The sequence below is a fragment of the Pantoea sp. OXWO6B1 genome, from assembly GCF_001641135.1.
Classification (GTDB): domain Bacteria; phylum Pseudomonadota; class Gammaproteobacteria; order Enterobacterales; family Enterobacteriaceae; genus Pantoea; species Pantoea allii.
Genome location: NZ_LWLR01000001.1, coordinates 2018134 through 2035644 on the forward strand (window position 1 = coordinate 2018134; position 17511 = coordinate 2035644).

16 protein-coding genes and 2 pseudogenes are annotated in these 17511 nt (G+C 57.5%); 12 read left to right on the forward strand and 6 right to left on the reverse strand.

Translation table 11 applies throughout. The features are described 5' to 3' along the window. The first annotated feature begins 58 nt into the window (after positions 1 to 58). The 4 genes from A6A26_RS11655 (at position 59) to ybiB (ending at position 4497) form a co-directional block, all read left to right on the forward strand. Positions 59 to 622 (forward strand): helix-turn-helix domain-containing protein, encoded by a 564-nt coding sequence (locus A6A26_RS11655; RefSeq protein ID WP_063878865.1) that lies wholly within the window; start codon positions 59 to 61, stop codon positions 620 to 622. Further along, the gene (locus tag A6A26_RS11660; RefSeq protein WP_063878866.1) at positions 619 to 1137 is read left to right on the forward strand and encodes a GNAT family N-acetyltransferase; all 519 of its coding nucleotides are present in this window, start codon (positions 619 to 621) and stop codon (positions 1135 to 1137) included. Before A6A26_RS11655 ends, A6A26_RS11660 begins: the two co-directional genes overlap by 4 nt. Positions 1138 to 1338: 201 nt before the next feature. Continuing rightward, complete coding sequence (gene dinG, locus A6A26_RS11665; RefSeq protein ID WP_063878867.1) at positions 1339 to 3501, forward strand: ATP-dependent DNA helicase DinG; 2163 nt, start codon at positions 1339 to 1341, stop codon at positions 3499 to 3501. A gap of 27 nt (positions 3502 to 3528) precedes the next feature. Beyond that, a complete protein-coding gene (gene ybiB, locus A6A26_RS11670; RefSeq protein WP_063878868.1) occupies positions 3529 to 4497 on the forward strand; it encodes a DNA-binding protein YbiB in 969 nt (322 codons plus the stop codon). Here ybiB and A6A26_RS11675 read toward each other — a convergent pair. After that, positions 4494 to 5657 carry a M20 aminoacylase family protein gene (locus A6A26_RS11675; protein ID WP_063878869.1) on the reverse strand — a complete coding sequence of 388 codons (1164 nt, stop codon included), beginning with the start codon at positions 5655 to 5657 and terminating at the stop codon, positions 4494 to 4496. The genes ybiB and A6A26_RS11675 overlap by 4 nt on opposite strands. Positions 5658 to 5799: 142 nt before the next feature. After that, positions 5800 to 5959 (reverse strand): annotated as a pseudogene (locus A6A26_RS24775) (substrate-binding domain-containing protein); the annotation flags it as partial. Between A6A26_RS24775 and A6A26_RS24780 the strand changes: the two are divergent. After that, a pseudogene (locus A6A26_RS24780) lies at positions 5930 to 6097 on the forward strand (MFS transporter); the annotation flags it as partial. The pseudogenes A6A26_RS24775 and A6A26_RS24780 overlap by 30 nt on opposite strands. A gap of 144 nt (positions 6098 to 6241) precedes the next feature. Here the strand turns inward: A6A26_RS24780 and hutU are convergent. Both hutU and hutH read right to left on the reverse strand, forming a co-directional pair. Then, a complete protein-coding gene (gene hutU, locus A6A26_RS11685; protein ID WP_063878871.1) occupies positions 6242 to 7924 on the reverse strand; it encodes a urocanate hydratase in 1683 nt (560 codons plus the stop codon). A 10-nt stretch (positions 7925 to 7934) separates the two neighbouring features. Further along, on the reverse strand, positions 7935 to 9491 hold the full coding sequence (hutH, locus tag A6A26_RS11690) for a histidine ammonia-lyase (RefSeq protein WP_063878872.1): 1557 nt from the start codon (positions 9489 to 9491) through the stop codon (positions 7935 to 7937). A gap of 303 nt (positions 9492 to 9794) precedes the next feature. Between hutH and hutC the strand changes: the two genes are divergently transcribed. Continuing rightward, positions 9795 to 10550, forward strand: coding sequence for a histidine utilization repressor (hutC, locus tag A6A26_RS11695; protein WP_063878873.1), 756 nt, complete (start codon positions 9795 to 9797; stop codon positions 10548 to 10550). Here the strand turns inward: hutC and A6A26_RS11700 are convergent. Continuing rightward, on the reverse strand, positions 10534 to 11079 hold the full coding sequence (locus A6A26_RS11700) for a HutD/Ves family protein (RefSeq protein ID WP_063878874.1): 546 nt from the start codon (positions 11077 to 11079) through the stop codon (positions 10534 to 10536). The genes hutC and A6A26_RS11700 overlap by 17 nt on opposite strands. After that, entirely contained in the window at positions 11076 to 12431 is a 1356-nt protein-coding gene (locus A6A26_RS11705) for a formimidoylglutamate deiminase (protein ID WP_063878875.1), read from the reverse strand. Before A6A26_RS11705 ends, A6A26_RS11700 begins: the two co-directional genes overlap by 4 nt. 84 nt (positions 12432 to 12515) lie before the next feature. On the opposite strand from A6A26_RS11705, the gene hutI reads away from it, so the two are divergent. The 6 genes from hutI (at position 12516) to A6A26_RS11730 (ending at position 17510) form a co-directional block, all read left to right on the forward strand. After that, complete coding sequence (gene hutI / locus A6A26_RS11710) at positions 12516 to 13733, forward strand: imidazolonepropionase (protein ID WP_063878876.1); 1218 nt, start codon at positions 12516 to 12518, stop codon at positions 13731 to 13733. Next, complete coding sequence (gene hutG, locus A6A26_RS11715) at positions 13730 to 14521, forward strand: N-formylglutamate deformylase (RefSeq protein ID WP_063878877.1); 792 nt, start codon at positions 13730 to 13732, stop codon at positions 14519 to 14521. The genes hutI and hutG overlap by 4 nt, the downstream gene beginning before the upstream one ends. Positions 14522 to 14588: 67 nt before the next feature. Then, positions 14589 to 14786 carry a hypothetical protein gene (locus A6A26_RS25465; protein WP_156506654.1) on the forward strand — a complete coding sequence of 66 codons (198 nt, stop codon included), beginning with the start codon at positions 14589 to 14591 and terminating at the stop codon, positions 14784 to 14786. Between the two features lie 400 nt (positions 14787 to 15186). After that, positions 15187 to 16035, forward strand: coding sequence for a transporter substrate-binding domain-containing protein (locus A6A26_RS11720; RefSeq protein WP_063878878.1), 849 nt, complete (start codon positions 15187 to 15189; stop codon positions 16033 to 16035). Between the two features lie 12 nt (positions 16036 to 16047). Beyond that, positions 16048 to 16767: an ABC transporter permease gene (locus A6A26_RS11725; protein ID WP_063878879.1), complete on the forward strand. Its 720-nt coding sequence runs from the start codon at positions 16048 to 16050 to the stop codon at positions 16765 to 16767. An 11-nt stretch (positions 16768 to 16778) separates the two neighbouring features. Next, on the forward strand, positions 16779 to 17510 hold the full coding sequence (locus A6A26_RS11730) for an ABC transporter permease (protein ID WP_063878880.1): 732 nt from the start codon (positions 16779 to 16781) through the stop codon (positions 17508 to 17510). Position 17511 lies beyond the last annotated feature (1 nt).

Consider the following 17511-nt stretch of genomic DNA (forward strand, 5'->3'; position numbering starts at 1 on the left):
GCGCTTAAATGTTGTTCTATCTCAATTATGAGATTTTATTTTCATAAGTGAGATAAGAATGTCTTTTGATAATACGGAACAGCGGTTAGCGGCTCGCCTGGCAGAATTGCGTCTCAAACAGGGCTGGTCACTGGATGAACTCTCTACCGCCACGGGCATTAGCCGGCCAACATTATCGCGTATCGAGCGCGGGGAAACCAGCCCAACGGCCGCACTGCTTAACCGGTTGTGTGTTGCTTATAGCCTGACGATGTCGCGCCTGCTGAGCGAAGTCGAAGAGGGCAGCGATCTGCTGATCCCCCGTGAACATCAGCCGGTATGGAACGATGAAGCGACAGGATTTAGCCGCCGCAACGTTTCACCGCCCGCCCATAATTTTCGCTGTGAACTTATAGAAGGCACGCTGCGGCCCGGCGCGCGCATCGAATATGATGCCCCACCGCTGCAAGGCATGGAGCAACATATCTGGATGCGTCAGGGGCAACTGACCATAACGATGGGTGCCCAGAGCTGGTTACTGGGGCCGGGCGACAGCCTGCGCTTCCATCTGACCGGCGCGTCTGCTTTTCAGGCGCATCTTACCGAAGGCGCTCGCTACTTACTGGTGGTGTGTAAATCATGATGACATATCAGCAACTCAGTGCCGGTGAGGCACTGCAGGTCTTACCCGAACTGGTTCAGGTTTTACAGGCCTGTGTCGCCGACGGGGCCAGCGTGGGTTTTATCGATCCTGACGACACTGCGGTCATGCAGCTTTTCTGGCAGAGACAGCTTGATGGGCTGGAAAAAGGCCAAAGTGAACTGCTGGTCGCCCGCCAGCATGACCGCGTCGTGGCGACCGTTATGCTCAACTACAGCGCCATGCCCAATGGGGGCCATCGGGCCGAAGTCAGCAAGCTGCTGGTGCACCCACAGGCGCGACGGCAGGGGATTGCGCGCAGGCTAATGCAGCAGGCCGAACAACGGGCACGCCAGCAGGGGAAAAATTTACTGGTACTGGATACGCGAACGGGCGATGTCGCCAGCGATCTTTATCGTGCCCTGCACTGGCAGGTCGCGGGGTCGATTCCATCCTATGCACAATCCATTCACGGCGAACTGGACGCGACAACGGTGATGTTCAAGCTGCTGCAATAAAAGCCTGCGCGCGGAACGGGTGCGTCAGCCTCATGCAGTCTGAAGCCCTGGGCAACGCTCACCGGCAGTGTGCATCCTGGCATTTAGCCAATAGCATGCGCCGCCGTTTCGGAAGCCAGCACGAAAAAACAGACCTGAAAGCTGACGGCACTGCGATACTGTGTAAAAATACAGGTCATTTAGTAAAGCGGTAATCTTAACATGGCCCTGACAGCAGCATTAAAAAGCCAGATAGCACAGTGGTATAAAGCGCTGCAGCAACAGGTGCCAGACTTTATTCCTCGCCCGGCCCAGCGGCAGATGATCGCGGAGGTCGCGAAATGCCTGTCGGGCGATGACGGCCGCCATCTGGCAGTAGAAGCGCCAACGGGCGTGGGCAAAACCCTTTCGTATCTTATTCCCGGCATCGCCGTCAGCCGCGCAGAAGAGAAGCGGCTGGTAATCAGCACGGCAAACGTGGCGTTGCAGGATCAAATCTTCAGCAAAGATCTGCCGCTGCTCAAGAAAATCATTCCGGATTTAACCTTTACTGCGGCCTTTGGGCGCGGGCGCTATGTCTGCCCGCGCAATCTGGCTGCGCTGGTGGCAGACGATAATCAGCAGGCCGACCTGCTTTTCTATCTGGACGATGAGGCGATCAGCAGCACCAAAGAAGAACAGATCCAGTGCGGACGGCTGCAAAAGTCACTGGACCGCTACCAGTGGGACGGCCTGCGCGATCACAGCGAGGAAAACGTCAGTGACAGCCTGTGGCAACGTCTGTCCACTGACAAAGCCAGCTGTCTTGGCGTGCACTGCCGCTGGTACCGCGAATGCCCGTTCTTCATTGCGCGTCGGGAAATCGAACAGGTCGATGTGGTGGTCGCCAACCACGCGCTGGTGATGGCGGCCATGGAAAACGAGTCGGTGCTGCCTCCGGCTAAAAACCTGATGCTGGTCCTGGATGAAGGGCACCATCTGCCGGAAGTGGCGCGTGATGCGCTGGAGATGAGCGCAGATATCACGCCGGGCTGGACCAGCCTGCAGCTTGATCTGTTTGTGAAGCTGGTGGAGGCGATAATGAGCCAGATGCGGCCTAAATCGCCGCCACCGCTGGCTAACCCCGAACGTCTTAAAGCCCATTGCGATGAACTCCGCGAACTGTTAGCCACCATCGGTGAGGCGTTAAACCCGTTACTCCCGCCGCACAATCAGCCGGGCGAATTTCGCTTTGTCCTGGGCGCATTACCTGACGAGCTGCTGGCGCTGTGCGCGCGGCTGTTCAAGCTGAGCGACGGGCTACGCGGGCTGAGTGAAGGGCTGATTAACGCCCTGAGTGAACAAACCGGGAGCGTCGATCTGGTGCGTTTACACCGCAATTTATTACAGCTTAATCGCCACTTTGGCTGGTTTGAATCCATCAGCAAACTGTGGCGGCTGGCCGCCATGGAAAAAGCCTCTGGTGCGCCAGTTTCAAAATGGATTACCCGGGAACTGCGTGACGGTCAGGCACATCTGTTGTTCCACTGCGCGGGGATTCGCGTCTGCGATCAGCTGGAAAAAATGCTCTGGCGTAAGATCCCTCACGTCGTCGTGACCTCCGCCACGCTGCGCTCATTAAACAGCTTTAGCCGTCTGCAGGAGATGTCCGGGCTAAATGAAAAGGCGGGCGACCGTTTTGTGGCGCTGGAGTCGCCGTTTAGCCATGTCGATCAAGGCAAGCTGGTGATCCCGCAGATGCGCTACGAACCTCTGATGGCAAATGAAGCGGAACATATCGCGGAAATGGCGGCTTTTTTTCGCCAGCAAATGCAGGCTGAAAAGCATAAAGGAGTGCTGGTACTGTTTGCCAGCGGACGCGCCATGCAGCAGTTTGTCGAGGCGCTACCGGAATTCCGTCTGACGATGCTGGTACAGGGCGATCAGCCGCGCAGCCGCCTGATCGCGCTGCACCGTAAACGGGTAGAACAGGGCGATACCAGCATTTTGATCGGCCTGCAGTCGTTTGCAGAAGGGCTGGATTTAAAAGGCGAGCTGCTTAGCCAGGTCCATATTCATAAAATTGCTTTTCCACCCATAGACAGTCCGGTAATTTTAACCGAGGGTGAATGGCTGAAGAGCCTAAAGCGTTATCCGTTTGAGGTGCAAAGTTTACCCAGCGCCTCTTTTACGTTGATTCAGCAGGTAGGACGTTTGATCCGCAGCCATCAGTGTTTCGGTGAGATCGTTATTTACGATCGCCGCCTGTTGAGTAAAGCTTACGGGAGCCGACTGTTAGCGGCGCTGCCGGTGTTTTCGATTGAGCAGCCGGTAACGCCCGAACCCGAGGCCATAAGCACCAAACCCCATACCGGCACGCGTAAACCGCGTGCGAAGCGGCGTTAAGTCGTTGCCACTGACCGGAAATGCGTGATGGAACTGAATAAAATTATCAAAGAAGTGGGGCGGGGTAAGAATCACGCCCGTGATATTGATTTCGACAGTGCTGTGGCACTCTACGGCGCGATGCTGGACGGCGAAGTGCCGGATCTTGAAATGGGCAGCATTTTAATCGCTCTGCGAATCAAGGGCGAAGGCGAAGCGGAAATGCGCGGGTTTTATCAGGCGATGCAGTCGCGGGTGATGCGCCTGCATGCGCCAGCCGGTCGGCCGATGCCTATCGTCATCCCCAGCTATAACGGCGCGCGGCGTCAGGGCAACTTGACGCCATTACTGGCGCTGGTGCTTAACAGGCTCGGTTTTCCCGTGCTGGTTCACGGTGTGAGTGAGGATGCAACGCGTGTCACCAGTGAAGCCGTCTTTGCGGCGCTGGGCATCGCGCCGGTCGCCACGGCTGAGCAGGCCCAGTCAAAACTCGACAACGGTGAGCTGGTCTTTATCACCATCGATAACCTCTGTCCGCCCATGGCAAAACAGCTGTCGTTACGTTGGCGGATGGGCGTACGTAACAGCGCCCATACGCTGGCGAAGCTGGCAACGCCGTTTGCTGAACGCGAGGCACTGCGCCTGTCGAGTGTGTCTCACCCGGAGTATGTACCGCGCGTCGCAACCTTTTTTAGCGCGATTGATGCGCCGGCGATTCTGCTGAACGGCACAGAAGGCGAGGTTTATGCTAATCCGCAGCGCTGCCCGGCCATCAGCTATGTGGGTGGCGACGGGCAGCAGGCCGAAGTCTGGGTGGAGAGACAGCCGGAAGTCGCTGTGTCGTTGCCAACTGACAAATCCGCAGCCGAAACGGCCCGCTGGACGCAAGAGGTGCTGAATCATCAGCGTCCTCTTCCTGAGGCTCTCCGACTGCAAATTGCCTGCTGCCTGCGCGCCAGCGCTCAGTGTGCGTCGCTGGACGCGGGTCTGGAAAGACTGACGGCGGCCGGTTTTTAACTGCGATCCTGCGGCAGTGCGTGTTCCACCAGGTTTTGCCAAAAGCGAATACCGGTGGGAATCAGCGCATCGTTGAAATCGTAGAGGGCATTGTGTAGCGGTGCGGATGGGGTGGCACCATCTGCGCCAAGCCAGAAATAGGCACCGGGGCAGGCTTCCAGCATGCAGGCAAAATCTTCCGAAGCCATAGAGGGATTCACCTGCCAGCGCGCCTGTTCTTCGCCCAAAGTCCTGACGGCGACGTCATGCACCTGCTGAGCCGGGCCGGCATGATTGGTGGTCACCGGATAGCCAGGCAGCCAGCGAATCGCCCCGCAAACGCCAAAGGGTTTCGGCAGCGTCGTCACAAAATCATCGATAAGCGTATGAACCCGATTGCGTACATCGTCTTGCAAACAACGCACGGTGCCGCGCAGAACAATCTGTTCTGGAATGACGTTAATCGCTTCGCCGCCGTGAATCTGGGTGACGCTCACCACGGCAGAAGACAGCGGCGACAGGCGACGTGACGGAATGGTTTGCAGGGCCAGGATCAGCTCAGCTGCTACCACCATCGGATCGGCGCCGCTTTCCGGCATAGCAGCATGGCAACTTTTACCACTCAGGGTAATTTCAAAGGCGTCCAGCGAGGCCATCATCGCACCGGCGTTCACCGCCAGCGAACCCAGCGGTAAGCCCGGCCAGTTGTGCATGGCGTAAACGGCATCCATAGGGAAACGTGTGAACAACCCCTCTTCAACCATCTTGCGGGCACCGCCAAGGTTCTCTTCCGCTGGCTGAAAGATAAAATGAACTGTGCCGCTAAACTGGCGCGTGGCCGCCAGTTGTTTCGCCGCCGCCAGCAAAATGGCGGTGTGACCATCATGCCCGCAGGCATGCATCACGCCGGGTTTACTCGAGCGCCAGGCGGTATCGCCTTTTTCGTTAATTGGCAGTGCGTCCATATCCGCCCGCAGGCCGATAACCGGCCCGGTGCCATTTTCCAGCGTGCCAATCACACCCGTACCCGCAAGACCGCGAAACACCTGTAAGCCCGCCTGCTCAAGTTCATGAGCAACTTTGTCGCTGGTCTGATGTTCCTGATAGCCCAGTTCGGGTTCGCGGTGAAACTGGTGGCGCCAGCGCAGCGCATCATCGAGTAGGGCAGAGGAAAGAGTCATGCAGTATCGCGCTCCATATCATTCAGGAAGCTTCACTTTAGAGGCCGCGCGACAGCGCGTCTATCGCCAGAAGCGATAAAATGGACAATGCGCTAAATCAAAAAGGAATAAGTAATAAACAAGCGTGCAGGCATGGCAGATTTTATGCCGATGCGCGTTTTATTAAATGAAAGCCGATATCAATAATGCTCTTCAACCGGGCGCTGCTCGATACGGTCAGCCAGCAGGGTTGCGGCGCGTTGGCCCATAGCCACCCGATCGACGCTAATGGTGGTGATGGCAGGCCGATTGCTGGCGGCAAAAAAGTCTCAGAGAAAATCACGCTGGCCCAGTTCAAAAACGTTTGTGTCAACCGCATGATGATAGGGGGTGATATTGGGCCGTTCTGCGTAACCTCACTTACCCGGTTCTTTCTGACCTGGTTCCCCACCTACCTTTATTGTCGGGCCTGTAGATCGTATTACGCTGAACTCCGCTAAGTCTGAGTAAACCTGTTCATGCGTTTTACTCCGCTGTTCCGGACATGCATGCCCCGGAACAGCGTTTTTCAGCTTAACGGTATCTAAAAATACCGGCGTTGTGGTTTATTGCATGGGTAAGTTCAGACCATGTTTTGTCGCACAATTCTGTGCCAGCTCGTAGCCCGCGTCGGCATGACGCATCACGCCAGTCGCGGGATCGTTCCACAGTACGCGGCCAAGGCGGGCATCAGCCGCTTCCGTACCGTCGCACACAATGACCACACCGGAGTGCTGTGAGAATCCCATGCCCACGCCACCACCATGATGCAGGCTCACCCAGGTCGCGCCGCCCGCCGTATTGAGCAGAGCGTTGAGCAGCGGCCAGTCTGACACCGCATCCGACCCATCTTTCATGGCCTCGGTTTCACGGTTTGGCGAAGCGACGGAGCCACAGTCCAGGTGATCGCGACCAATCACGATCGGCGCTTTCAGCTCGCCAGTGCGCACCATTTCATTGAACGCCAGCGCGGCAAGATGGCGCTCACCCAGCCCCAGCCAGCAGATGCGAGCCGGTAAGCCCTGAAAGGCGATACGTTCCTGCGCCATATCCAGCCAGCGATGCAGCGTCTTATGCTCAGGAAAGAGTTCTTTGAGTTTGGCATCCGTTTTGTAGATATCTTCAGGATCGCCAGACAGCGCCACCCAGCGGAACGGCCCTTTGCCTTCGCAAAACAGAGGGCGGATATAGGCAGGCACAAAGCCGGGGAAGTCAAACGCGTTGCTGACGCCTTCATCCAGCGCGACCTGGCGAATGTTATTGCCGTAATCCACGGTAGGAATGCCCATATGACAAAAGTCGAGCATCGCCTGTACATGTACCGCCATGGACGCGCGAGCGGCCTTTTCTACGGCTTTGGGATGGGTTTCCCGCTCCTGCTGCCAGCGTGCAACGTCCCAGCCCAGTGGCAGGTAGCCATTGATGGGATCGTGGGCCGAAGTTTGGTCGGTGACGATATCGGGCTTAGGTCCGCCAGCTTTCGCGCGTTTCACCAGTTCTGGCAGAATCTCTGCGGCGTTGCCCAGCAGGCCAACGGAGATCGCTTTTTTCGCTTGGGTGGCGGCGTCAATCAGGGCCAGCGCCTCATCCAGCGAGGTGGCTTTATGATCGACGTAACGCGTACGTAAACGGAAATCGATACGCGACTCCTGGCACTCTATCGCCAGCACGCAGGCACCCGCCAGCACGCCTGCCAGGGGTTGTGCGCCGCCCATGCCGCCTAAACCGGCGGTCAGGATCCAGCGTCCGCTTAAATCATTGTTGTAATGCTGCCGTCCTGCCTCGACAAAGGTCTCATAAGTACCCTGAACAATCCCCTGGGCACCGATGTAAATCCAGGAGCCAGCGGTCATCTGGCCATACATCATCAGCCCGGCTTTATCCAGCTCATGGAAGTGATCCCAGTTGGCCCAGTGGGGAACCAGATTGGAGTTGGCCAGCAGGACGCGGGGCGCATCGGCATGGGTACGGAATACACCCACGGGTTTGCCCGACTGGATCAACAGGGTTTCGTCCGGCTGCAGCAGCTGGAGCGAGCGTAAAATTTGCTCAAAACATTCCCAGTTGCGCGCGGCTTTACCGATACCGCCGTACACCACCAGGTCTTCCGGGCGTTCTGCCACGTCGGGGTCCAGGTTGTTCTGGATCATGCGGTAAGCCGCTTCAATTAACCAGTTGGCGCAGTGCAGTTCATTTCCACGCGGCGCACGAATCTCGCGTGCCACCGCTTTTGTCAGGGTTTCGCTCATTACGGATTCCTTATTTAACTGAATGTGTGCCCATGCTGGGTAACAATGCGGTGAGTGCCTGCGGCCAGTCGCAGCGGCTTGCCCACTGACGCATCGCCTCGATGTCCGGAGCCAGCAGGCGGTCTTCCTCAAGGAAGGCCACGCGTTCGCGGATGCTGTCGATGGCCTGCTCTATCAGGGCAGAACTTTGCAAGGGACGATGAAACTCAATGCCCTGTGCGGCCGCCATCGCTTCAATGCCCACCACGGCGGCGCTGTTAAAGCACATCTCGCCCAGACGGCGAGCGGCATAGGTCGCCATGGAAACGTGATCTTCCTGGTTGGCCGAGGTCGGTAAGCTGTCTACGCTGCCGGGATGGGCCAGCGATTTGTTTTCGGATGCCAGCGCCGCTGCGGTAACCTGGGCAATCATAAAGCCGGAGTTGACGCCTCCGTCGCGCACCAGGAAAGGCGGCAGCCCGGACAGGCCAGTATCCAGCAGCAGGGCCAGCCGACGTTCAGAAATCGCCCCAACCTCGGCAATGGCTAACGCAATAATGTCAGCCGCAAACGCCACCGGTTCAGCATGGAAGTTGCCACCGGAGATCACCTCGCCGGTTTCGCTGAAAACCAGCGGATTATCAGAGGCAGCATTGGCTTCAATCTGCAGGACGCGGGCGGCATGTGTGAGATTATCCAGGCAGGCGCCCATCACCTGCGGTACGCAGCGGATAGAGTAGGGGTCCTGTACGCGGCCACAGTGTGTATGTGATCCCAGGATCTCACTTCCTTCAATCAGGTGGGTGACCGCGGCGGCGACGGCAATCTGGCCATGCTGGCCGCGCGCCTGATGGATACGCGCATCGAAAGGCTTTAACGACCCCTTGATGGCTTCTAATGACAGCGCGCCCGCCATTAAGCCTGCGGCAAACAGGTTCTCGGCTTCAAACAGGCCACGCAGCGCCAGGGCCGTGGAAACCTGAGTGCCGTTGAGCAATGCCAGGCCTTCTTTAGGGCCAAGTACAAAAGGCGTCAGGCCGACGCTGGCCAGGCCCTCTGTGGCGGGGATCAGTTCGCCCTTGACCCGCACCTGACCTTCACCAAGCAGCATCAGCGACATATGTGCCAGCGGCGCGAGATCGCCCGAGGCGCCCACCGAGCCCTTTTCCGGAATGCAGGGCATGATGCCGGCATTAAACAGAGCCAACAGGGCGTCGACCAGCTCAATGCGCACGCCGGAATGACCTCGCGAAAGGCTGATAATTTTACTGGCCACAACCAGCCGCGTCACACTATCGGGCAGTAAATTCCCTAACCCCACGCTGTGAGACAGCACCAGGTTACGTTGCAGGTCTGCAAGACGAGCCGCAGGGATTTGTGTCTGTGCCAGTTTGCCAAAACCGGTATTAATGCCGTAAACCACACTGCCGGAGGCAACGATCGCTTCGACGGTACGGTGCGCCTCGGCAATGGCGCGGCGGGCATCATCGTCAAGGCTGAGGGTGACGTTGCCCTGATAAATTGCGCGTAACGTCGCGAGATCGACGTTACCTGGAACCAGGTGTAATACCTGAGTCGAACCTGACATAACCTGCTCCTGTCTATACAAGGGTTGGGTTGCCACAGGGCATCTTTATTGACCCTGATCAACTGAATAAAGCGAGTGAAACATAACTGTCTATTCTTGTCTATACAAGTTGCAAGCGGCGTGCCAAACCGATCACAAAAATGATCGGGCGTCAGTTCTGGGGAGGACAAATGATCACCGTTATTCCTGCACCTTTATCAGGCAACAGGTGCACGGATAAAGTGCTGATGGCGCGCCTGAATGTATATACATCCAGCCCTTCAGGCAGTAAACTCTGAGCATTATCAGTGAAAGGAAGACGTTATGGCCGAGCATACGGCAATTGCACAACTGGCGGCCGCCATGAGCGATGAACCGGCGCCCATTTATCAGCGGGTCAAGCAGGCCATCGTCAGCCAGATTCGTGAAGGACACTGGAAAGCCAATCAGCGGGTCCCCTCCGAAAGCGAGCTGGTCAATGAGCTTGGCGTAAGCCGAATGACCATCAATCGTGCTTTACGTGAGCTGACCAGCGAAGGGTTTTTGGTGCGTATGCAGGGCGTGGGGACGTTTGTCGCCGAAATGAAAGGCTATACGGCGATGCTCGAAGTCCACAACATCGCCGATGAAATTGCCCAGCGCGGTCATCAGCACAGTTGCAAAATCCTGACGATGGGCCAGAACAAAGCCGATCCTGAGCAGGCCTCTTTGCTGGGGCTGACCACCGGGCAAACGCTGTTTCATTCGCTCATCGTGCATTACGAAAACGAGTTGCCGGTGCAGTTAGAGGACCGTTTGGTCAATCCACAGCTGGCCCCGGACTATCTGGCCCAGGATTACCATACGCTCACGCCTTATACCTACCTGATGCGGGCTGCGCCGTTAACGGCAGGCGAACACATTGTTGAGGCGGTGATGCCAGATGCGCGTCAACGTAAACACCTGGCGATTGATGAGCATGAGCCGTGCCTCCTGATCCGCCGCCAGACCTGGAGCGACAATAAGATTGTGACCTACGCGCGCTTGCTTTATCCAGGCTCGCGTTACAAGCTGCTTGGGCGCTTCAAAGCACACGGGTAAGGCGTACGAACAACAGCCTGGCATCGCTGCTGTCGGGTTGTAACAGGGTGGTGTGATCCACCCACCATGCACCCTGCTGTGCGTCTAACCGCGTGTCACCTGCGATGTGCCATTTTCCGGCTAAAACCCATGCCACGCCGTGCTCGCTCACCACGGCTTCCGTCACGACGTGGGCCTGCGCCCGCCATTCACCCCGCCGCGTCATCACGTTAAAATCCTGACTCGGCTCGTTGCCTTGCAGACTGGCCTCCAGCGCCCATTCACCCGCGAAAGCCCAGGGGACTTCAGGCAGCAAGCGGTGTTCGCATGTCGCGCCGTGAAGCAGGACCGGGCTGCCGTTTAGCAGCGTAATAGTGCGATCCACCCCGTTGAAGGTCGAAAACGGGCCGTCGCAGGCGATGGTCGCGATACTGGCTCGCCAGGCGAAGTCGGCGGCATCAGGGGGAAAGCGGATAATTTCGCGTGTTTCGCCCCCGCCGTTGCGCCAGCGGCTAACGGGTAAACTTTGCAGAGAAAAAACACGTCTCATCGCAGGGCCGCCATTGCCTGGGCGAAACGGGCTGCGCAGGCGTCTTCTGCAGCATGATGCCCGTCGCTAATCACCCGGTTGCCCGCCACATACACGTCGCGAATCTGATCGCGCTGGCCCGCAAATAACCATCGGTTGAGCAGGGCGCGTTCATCCACGCTGCCCAGCCAGGCTGCATCACGTAATACCAGCCAGTCGGCGCGCTGCCCGACGGCCAGGGAACCACTCTTAATCCCGCAGGCCTGAGCGCCGCCCGCCGCCGCCTGCTGCCACAGCAAATCGCCAACCGAGGGCTGGTTTGCCAGCGTAATGCGGTTGCGGCGGCGGTCGCGCAGACGCTGAGCGTATTCAAGCCAGCGCAGCTCCTCCTGGACGCTGAGCGAAACATGGCTGTCAGAGCCAATTCCCCAGCGGCCGCCCTGGGCGATATAGTCCACCGCCGGGAAAATGCCGTCGCCAAGATTGGCTTCGGTGGTCGGGCACAACCCGGCTACCGCACCGCTGTCAGCGAGGCGCGTGATTTCGCTGTCATCAAGATGCGTGGCGTGAATCAGGCACCAGCGTGCATCGACCTCAAAACGATTCATCAGCCAGCTCACCGGACGCTCGCCGCTCCAGGCCAGGCTGTCGTTGACCTCTTTTTCCTGCTCGGCAATGTGAATGTGAACCGGTAGCGAGCGATCGCTGGCGGTTAACACCTCGTGGATTTGCGCCTCGCTCACTGCCCGCAGCGAGTGGAAACAGAGGCCCACGTTGTGCAGCGGCTTGTCTTTCACCCACGCCTGCAGGCGCGACTGCTGTTGCAGGTAGCGGTCGGTCTGCTGAATAAAGCGTTTCTGTCCCGCCACAGGAGGCTGCGCGCCAAAACCGCTGTAGCTGTAAAGCACCGGGAGTAACGTCTGACCAATCCCTGCGATATCGGCGGCGGCAATCAGCTGCTGCAGCATCGCATCATCCGCATAGGGCTGGCCGTTAACGTCGTGATGCAGGTAGTGAAACTCTGCGACCTGGCAGTAGCCACCTTTTAACATATCGATGTACAGCAGGGCGGCAATATCGCCGACCTGTTGTGGCGTCAGGCGCTGTACCATGCGATACATTAGATCACGCCAGGTCCAGAAGCTGTCCTGCGGATCGCCCGCCACTTCCGCCAGGCCGGCCATGGCGCGCTGAAACGCATGGGAGTGCAGATTCGCGATAGCGGGGATCACCTCGCCGTCCAGACGTGTTGCCTGGCTGTCATCACTGTCGGGCGTGATGGCATCAATCAATCCAGCGGGACTGACGCTGATGCGGACCTGTTTATGCCAGCCATCCGCCAGCAGTGCGCGGGGCGCAAAAAAAATTGCCATAGTTGATCCTCAAGGGATGTAGTTGTATATACATATACATACTTTAAAACAGACTGTAAACGGCGAGAACAACGAGAGGCAGGAATGGCAGAAGAACTCCAGGTAGACAGTGTGTGGACCGGTGCCGATGTGGTGACCATGCGCGGCGGCCGCTACGCGATTATTGAACAGGGCGCGCTGGCGGTGAAGGCAGACAAGCTGGTGTGGGTAGGGGCCGCAGCCGATATGCCTGCCTTTATCGCGCAAAAACATCACCGGCTGGCGGGCGGTATCATCACACCGGGACTGGTCGATTGCCATACTCACCTGGTTTTTGGTGGGGACCGCAGTCAGGAATTTGAACAACGTCTCAACGGAGTCAGTTATGCGGACATTGCGGCACAGGGCGGAGGGATTCTCTCTACCGTTCGGGCCACGCGCGCAGCCAGTGAAGCGGAACTGGTTACATCGGCCCGCTGGCGGCTGAATCGCTTACTGGCCGAGGGCGTGACCACCGTCGAGATCAAATCCGGCTACGGTCTGGATAAAGAGAGTGAATTACGCATGCTGCGCGCTATTCGTCAGTTGCGTAACACGGTGGCCGCAGATGTGCAGGCAACCTGCCTTGCCGCGCACGCTTTCCCGCCGGAATTTAAACAGAATCCTGATGGCTGGATCGCAATTATCTGCGAACGCCTTCTGCCTCAGGTCAAAGCCGAAGGCCTGGCTGATGCGGTGGATGCCTTTTGCGAACATCTGGCTTTTTCACCTCAGCAGGTTGCGCAGGTGTTTGAGCGGGCTAAGGCACTGGGGATACCGGTAAAGCTTCACGCGGAGCAGTTGTCTGCGCTGGGTGGTGCGGCGCTGGCCGCGCGCTATGGCGCACTCTCAGCCGATCATCTGGAATATGCCACCGAAGAGGATGTTCAGGCGATGGCTGAACAGGGTACTGTCGCGGTGCTGTTGCCCGGTGCATTTTACCTGTTGCGGGAAACGCAGCGTCCGCCTGTGGCGCTGTTTCGACACTATGGCGTGCCCATGGCGCTGGCGAGTGATGCCAATCCGGGCACCTCTCCGGCCCTGTCGCTGCGTTTAATGCTGAATATGGGCTGCACCCTGTTTGGCATGACACCGGAAGAGGCGCTGGCAGGCGTCACCTTGTGGGGGGCGAAGGCACTGGGACTGGAGGCGAGTCACGGCTCGCTCGAAGCGGGCAAAGTGGCCAGTTTTGTCCACTGGCCGCTGGCACGTCCGGCGGAACTCGTTTACTGGCTGGGCGGCGAACTGCCCTGTACCGTCATCTATCGCGGAGAAACACAATGACCCCTTTTCATTTCACGCAGGGCAGCATTCCCTTACTGGTCAGCATTCCCCATGCCGGTACGCTGTTGACGCCGGACGTTGAGGACGGACTGAGCGAGGCCGCCCGCAGTTTACCTGACACCGACTGGCACATTCCTCAACTTTATGATTTTGTCCGTGATATGGGGGCAAGTATTATCATTGGCCGCTACTCACGATTTGTTATCGACCTCAATCGCCCTTCCGATAATCAACCGCTCTATACCACCGCCACGACCGGGCTCTTTCCCGAAACCCTGTTCGACGGTACGCCCACCTTTGCTGAAGGTAAAACCCCCACGCAGGCGCAGCGCCAGGGCTACGTTCAGACTATCTGGCAGCCTTACCATCAGCAGATCCAGCAGACGCTGGCACAAATGAAAGCGCAGTTTGGTTACGCCTTACTGTTTGATGCGCATTCCATTGCCAGTGAAATCCCGCGTCTGTTTGAGGGCCGACTGCCGGATCTCAATATCGGCACGAACGACGGGGCCAGCTGCAGCAGCGCCGTTATTAACGGGCTGACCTCGGTGTGCAGTGCGCAGGATCAGTTCAGTTGGGTGGTCAACGGTCGTTTCAAAGGTGGCTATATCACGCGCGCCTACGGCCAGCCACAGCAGCAGGTTCAGGCCGTGCAGCTGGAGCTGTCGCAAATCAACTATATGGATGAAAGCCCGCCGTTTACCTGGCATGAAGCGCGCGCTGCGCAGCTGAAGAAGGTGTTAAAGCCGCTGCTGCATAGCTTTCTCGAACAGGGAAAAATGGGCTGAGACGTAATCCGAGCAACCGAAACAGCCAGGCGGGTTGTTTCGGCGACATGAGACTAACGGGCGTGATGTGTGTCTGTCACGCCAGTCCCATTGTCATGGCATTGCCTCGCCGGGCGTGACGCGCGCCTACCGGCAGCCGCTTTTTACGCCTTTCCCGATAACGCGGAACGATGACGCTCAGCACAGCGTGCTGCACGTGGGATACCGCCCGTTCAGGTACTGTCCGCAGGTGGCGGGTGGCCTGAGCGGTCAGGTTAAACCCTGAGACGGTTCCCCAAAAAACCTAAGAAGTGCTGACAGAAACCCAGGGTGCTTATCCGCGCCGCTTAACATGAACCCACAACCTGCCGCCAGACGGTTTTTGCGCTAAATTCGTGCAGCCTTTGCACGTTTGTTGTGCATCCGTCTGTCGGCTGTTGCAACACCCAACCCTTGTGCTGCTGGGGAGAATAACGACCAATCTGGCACGGCCTTTGCTAGCTTGTATGTACAAGTAACCTCTGAACGAAACCCCGTTGTTATTTATCGTGTCTGGCTCACAAAAACATCAAGCCGACAATGAACTCGATAACGTTAACTTGTATATACATGACTCATCATCTTGTGAATTTTTTGTTAAAACAACATCGATGCTGTTAAAACCTTTTTCATCCAGGAGAAGCCGTATGAAGCACCACGTAGCGTTTCGCCGTTTTTGCCTCACGACCCTGTTTTCCAGCCTGCTGCTCAGCACCGTTGCGGTGCAGGCTAAAGAGTGGAAATCGATCACGATAGCCACGGAAGGCAGCTATGAACCCTGGAACCTGACGCTGCCCGGCGGCAAACTTGGGGGTTTTGAGCCTGAGCTGATGGCCAACCTGTGCAAACGTATGGGCATGGAGTGCAAGCTGGTGGTTCAGAATTGGGATGGCATGATTGCCGGGCTGAATGCCGGCAAATATGACGTCATCATGGATGCCATCGTGATCACGCCGGATCGTAAAAAAGTGGTCAACTTCACCCTGCCTTACGCCTCCACACCCGCGACCTTTATTACCGTCAAAGGCACGCTGTTGCCGCCGGGCAAGGGCGTGACGAAGTTGCATGACGATGAGAAAGAGATTGAAGCCGCGCTGGCACCGTTAAAAGCCGCGCTGAAAGGCAAAACCATCGGTATTGCTTCCGGCACGGTATATACGCCTTTTATCGACAAATATTTCAAGGGCGTGGCTGACATACGCGAGTACACCACCTCCGCCGATGCCATTCTGGATTTGCAGGCCGGACGTATTGACGCGGTGTTTGATGACGTGACCTTTGCCAAATCGATGCTGACACGTAAAGACAACAGCAACCTGACCTTCAGCGGTCCACAGCTCGGCGGTCCCATCTGGGGTGAAGGCGAAGCTATGGGTGTGCGCATGGCGGACAACGACCTGAAGACCAAACTGGACGACGCGATTAAGGCTGCGCTGGCTGACGGCACGGTGAAAGAACTTAGCGAAAAATGGTTTAAAACTGACGTTACGCCATAAGTGAGGTCGAGCATGATGAACCTGCTGGGTTTTGGCGCAGAGGGCTGGGGATGGCTGATTGTCAGCGCAACGCTTACCACGTTGCTGTTGTCGCTGGTCGCGCTAATGGTCGGTGCCATCGTGGGCTCAGCCATCGCCGCCGCGAAACTGTCGTCTCATCGCCCTTTACGCTGGTTAGGCGAGGGCTATTCGGTGATTTTTCGCGGCATCCCGGAGCTGTTAGTGATCTACCTGTTCTACTTCGGTGGATCGGGCCTGATCACGCAGATCGGTCAGTTATTCGGTGCGGAAGGGTTTATTGAAGCGCCGCCGTTTCTGATCGGTGCTCTGGCGATCGGGCTTATTTCAGGTTCCTATCAGGCAGAAGTCTATCGTGCGGCTCGGCTGGCGCTCTCCCACGGTGAAGTGGAAGCGGCGCTGGCGATAGGCATGTCACGCTGGCGTCTTCGCCAGCGCATCCTGCTGCCTCAGGTGGCGCGCTATGCGCTGCCGGGCTTATCCAATGTCTGGCAAATGAGCCTGAAAGACTCTGCGTTGGTCTCGGTGACCGGCATCGTGGAACTGATGCGCGCCAGTCAGATAGCGGCCGGGTCGACGCGTGACTACTTCACCTTTTACCTGATCGGCGGGGGATGCTATCTGTTGTTAACCATACTGTCGAATCGGGCTTTTCTGCGCGCGGAAGCCCGGCTGGGCCGTGCCTGGTTAAGCCGGACAGCGGCACAGCATTAAGGAACTGCACCATGATCGATTTTGCCTTTCTTGCTGATACCTTTCTTAGGTTAAGCGCCGCACTGCCGGTCACGCTCGGCCTGTTCATCAGTTCATTCCTGTGCGGCGGGGTGCTGGCGGTGGGCATTCTGGCACTGCGGATGAGCCGCTGGCGTATCCTGAGCGGTTTTGCCCGTGGCTATATTCTGGTATTTCGGGGCTCGCCCTTAATGATCCAGCTGTTTTTAATCTATTACGGCCTGGGGCAGTTTGGCGTGATTCGGCACAGTTTTGTCTGGCCATTTTTACGAGAGCCGTTCAGCTGTGCCGTGCTGGCGCTATCGCTTTGTACCGCAGCGTATACGGCAGAAATATTGCGTGGTGCGTTGCTGGCGGTGCCAGCCGGGCAGGTGGAAGCCGGTATGGCATGTGGTATGTCGCGCTGGCTGCTACTGAGGCGCATTATTGCACCGGTCATGTTGCGCTATGCCTTGCCCGCCTATTCGACGGAAGCCATTCTGCTGGTCAAATCCACCGCACTTGCCAGCCTGGTCACCGTGTGGGATGTCACCGGGGTGGCGCAGCAGATTATTCAGCGCACCTACCGCACGATGGAAGTGTTCCTGTGTGCCGCCGCGATTTATCTGATCCTTAATTTTATTATCGTGCAGCTGTATGCCCTGCTGGAGCGTCGTCTGACGCCGGTTCATCAGCCAGCAAAGAAGCCGTTAGCGGCCGTTAAGCCCATCACTGGAGGGGAATGAG

Excerpts from the sequence above, each read along its gene's own strand:
- A6A26_RS11655 (WP_063878865.1), top strand. The coding sequence starts at position 59 with ATGTCTTTTGATAATACGGAACAGCGGTTAGCGGCTCGCCTGGCAGAA.
- A6A26_RS11660 (WP_063878866.1), top strand. The coding sequence starts at position 619 with ATGATGACATATCAGCAACTCAGTGCCGGTGAGGCACTGCAGGTCTTA.
- dinG (WP_063878867.1), top strand. The coding sequence starts at position 1,339 with ATGGCCCTGACAGCAGCATTAAAAAGCCAGATAGCACAGTGGTATAAA.
- ybiB (WP_063878868.1), top strand. The coding sequence starts at position 3,529 with ATGGAACTGAATAAAATTATCAAAGAAGTGGGGCGGGGTAAGAATCAC.
- A6A26_RS11675 (WP_063878869.1), bottom strand. The coding sequence starts at position 5,657 with ATGACTCTTTCCTCTGCCCTACTCGATGATGCGCTGCGCTGGCGCCAC.
- hutU (WP_063878871.1), bottom strand. The coding sequence starts at position 7,924 with ATGAGCGAAACCCTGACAAAAGCGGTGGCACGCGAGATTCGTGCGCCG.
- hutH (WP_063878872.1), bottom strand. The coding sequence starts at position 9,491 with ATGTCAGGTTCGACTCAGGTATTACACCTGGTTCCAGGTAACGTCGAT.
- hutC (WP_063878873.1), top strand. The coding sequence starts at position 9,795 with ATGGCCGAGCATACGGCAATTGCACAACTGGCGGCCGCCATGAGCGAT.
- A6A26_RS11700 (WP_063878874.1), bottom strand. The coding sequence starts at position 11,079 with ATGAGACGTGTTTTTTCTCTGCAAAGTTTACCCGTTAGCCGCTGGCGC.
- A6A26_RS11705 (WP_063878875.1), bottom strand. The coding sequence starts at position 12,431 with ATGGCAATTTTTTTTGCGCCCCGCGCACTGCTGGCGGATGGCTGGCAT.
- hutI (WP_063878876.1), top strand. The coding sequence starts at position 12,516 with ATGGCAGAAGAACTCCAGGTAGACAGTGTGTGGACCGGTGCCGATGTG.
- hutG (WP_063878877.1), top strand. The coding sequence starts at position 13,730 with ATGACCCCTTTTCATTTCACGCAGGGCAGCATTCCCTTACTGGTCAGC.
- A6A26_RS11720 (WP_063878878.1), top strand. The coding sequence starts at position 15,187 with ATGAAGCACCACGTAGCGTTTCGCCGTTTTTGCCTCACGACCCTGTTT.
- A6A26_RS11725 (WP_063878879.1), top strand. The coding sequence starts at position 16,048 with ATGATGAACCTGCTGGGTTTTGGCGCAGAGGGCTGGGGATGGCTGATT.
- A6A26_RS11730 (WP_063878880.1), top strand. The coding sequence starts at position 16,779 with ATGATCGATTTTGCCTTTCTTGCTGATACCTTTCTTAGGTTAAGCGCC.